Here is a 2170-nt window from a genome sequence, read left to right as displayed (position 1 = left end):
TTTCTAAACAGAAGCCCTGTTTAGAAATGGCCCAGCTTTTTTTTGTCTAGTCGATCCTAAATATCTATATATTCTACACTGTTGGCAGCATATCTAACAGATAGGGCAGTGCCGGATTGACATTGTCCTTTTTCCAAGCTGCAAACAGCGCAGTTTTTTGAGGAACATTAGTCAATTCAATAAACCTGATATTAGGATTGTCTGTATGTGCCAGGGAAGTAGGTATGATCGATAGTCCCATTCCATTTTCTACCAGCCTAAAAATGGTGGGTGCATGGATGGAACGGTGAGCAACTTTAGGCACGAAGCCCTGATCGGCACAGAGATTTAGGATCTGCTGATAATATAGTTGGCTTTTTTCGTTTGGAAATAAGATGAATGGCTCCTGAGCCAGCTGTGCAATATTGTGAAACTTTTTGCTGGTCATAGGATGAGCGGCAGGCAATACCAAAGAAAATGTCTCCACATACACCCGTTTATTGATAAAGCCTTCTGGTAAATGATTACTCCTCATGAAACCAATATCAAGCAATTCATTTTGCAAATGCATAAATTGATCGGCATTGTTCAGCTCGTCGAGTTGAAATTTGATATTTGGGCAGTCGCTGTTGAACAGCTTAAGCACATCAGGAAGCACAGACTCCATTGCAGAAGCAACAAAGCCTATTCTGATCTGTCCTGTATTGCCCATTTTTAGTAATTTTATGTTCGTAACTGCAGTTTCTATCTTATTCAGAATTTGCTGTACATCTTTATAAAACAGGCTACCCGCATCGGTAAGATATACCTTCTTGTTGGTCCTGTCAAACAATTGAACTTTCAGAATTCCCTCCAGTTGTTTGATCTGCTGACTTAATGCAGATTGCGATATAAAAAGTAGCTCAGAGGCCTCCCGGTAATGTAATTTCTCCGCGAGAACTTTAAAATAAGTGAGATGCCTCAATTCAATTTGATTAGCGATACTTATCATTACTTAATTAATATGAATTGTCAGTAATGATAAATGTAAAGATATTTGGCAACAAACTAAATATAAACATGATTAAAAAAGTACTTACACTCGGACTTGGAAAAGTAGGCACACTGGTTGGTTCACTATTGAGCAAGCAATTTGAGGTGACGGGTATGGATAAACAAGCACCACATTATTCATTTGATCTTCCATTTAAATTGGTTACAGGAGATGTAACAGACATCCAGTTGATGGAAAAGATTATTTCTGAACACGATGCGGTGGTATCTGCGCTGCCCTACTTTTTAAATAAGGCGATTGCAACCATTGCCCATAAACAGGGAAAGCACTATTTTGACCTGACAGAAGATGTGGAGACAACCAATTATATTATTGGCTTAAGTGAAACGGCGACTTCTGTAATGGCGCCGCAATGCGGCCTGGCTCCAGGTATTATTGGCATCATAGGCGCGCATTTAGCCAAAGACTTTGAAAAATTACGTTCTATAGAAATGCGGGTAGGGGCATTGCCTAAATATCCTAATGGAGAAATGGGCTATTCTTTTACCTGGTCTGCAGCAGGAGTAGTCAATGAATATATAAACGATGCCGAAGCCATTCATAATGGCCGGCGTAAACAGGTCATTTCCCTGCAGGGAAAAGAAGCCATCAATATAGATGGGGCTAGCTACGAAGCCTTTTATACTTCAGGTGGACTAGGCACCATGTGTGAAACTTACGAAGGAAAAGTAGATAAGTTAGACTACAAAACAATTCGTTATCCCGGACATTGTGATTTAATGAACTTTCTGATTCATGAATTGCATATGAAAGACAATAAACAGCAATTGGAAGATATCCTTAAGAATGCAAAACCGGAAGTTCAGGAAGATGTGGTACTAATTTATGCTGTAGCCGAAGGATGGAAAGATGGTCAAATGAAAAGGAATGAATACTGTAAATCATGTACCCCGATGGTTATTGACGGGCAGCACTGGAGAGCGATTTCCTGGACAACAGCGGCTAGTTTAGTTGCAGTAGTAGAAATGGTTGCAGCAGGGGCATTACCTTCTAAAGGATTTATCAAACAGGAAGAAATCTCTTTTGATGCATTGCTTACCACCCAAACCGGTAGTTTTTTTAAATAAAGAATATGAATTTTAATAAAAATAAACCTTTAGACGTTTTTTTAAATATTCTTTTTGAGCGGTACCGGAA

Annotated in this window: 2 protein-coding genes; one reads left to right on the top strand and one right to left on the bottom strand. The window is 39.2% G+C overall.

Annotated elements, in window-relative coordinates; all coding sequences use genetic code 11:
• Positions 1–73: 73 nt before the first annotated feature.
• Positions 74–970 carry a LysR family transcriptional regulator gene (locus DBR11_RS13565; protein ID WP_108553206.1) on the bottom strand — a complete coding sequence of 299 codons (897 nt, stop codon included), beginning with the start codon at positions 968–970 and terminating at the stop codon, positions 74–76.
• A gap of 68 nt (positions 971–1038) precedes the next feature.
• Here DBR11_RS13565 and DBR11_RS13560 point away from each other — a divergent pair, with 68 nt between their 5' ends.
• On the top strand, positions 1039–2100 hold the full coding sequence (locus DBR11_RS13560) for a saccharopine dehydrogenase C-terminal domain-containing protein (RefSeq protein ID WP_108553207.1): 1062 nt from the start codon (positions 1039–1041) through the stop codon (positions 2098–2100).
• Positions 2101–2170 lie beyond the last annotated feature (70 nt).

The sequence above is a fragment of the Pedobacter sp. HMWF019 genome (genome assembly GCF_003061025.1).
Taxonomy (GTDB): Bacteria; Bacteroidota; Bacteroidia; order Sphingobacteriales; family Sphingobacteriaceae; genus Pedobacter.
This window is presented reverse-complemented; position numbering and strand designations above follow the sequence as displayed.

Bases quoted from the DNA above. Each gene is read 5' to 3' on its own strand.
- DBR11_RS13565 (WP_108553206.1), bottom strand. From the start codon at position 970: ATGATAAGTATCGCTAATCAAATTGAATTGAGGCATCTCACTTATTTT.
- DBR11_RS13560 (WP_108553207.1), top strand. From the start codon at position 1,039: ATGATTAAAAAAGTACTTACACTCGGACTTGGAAAAGTAGGCACACTG.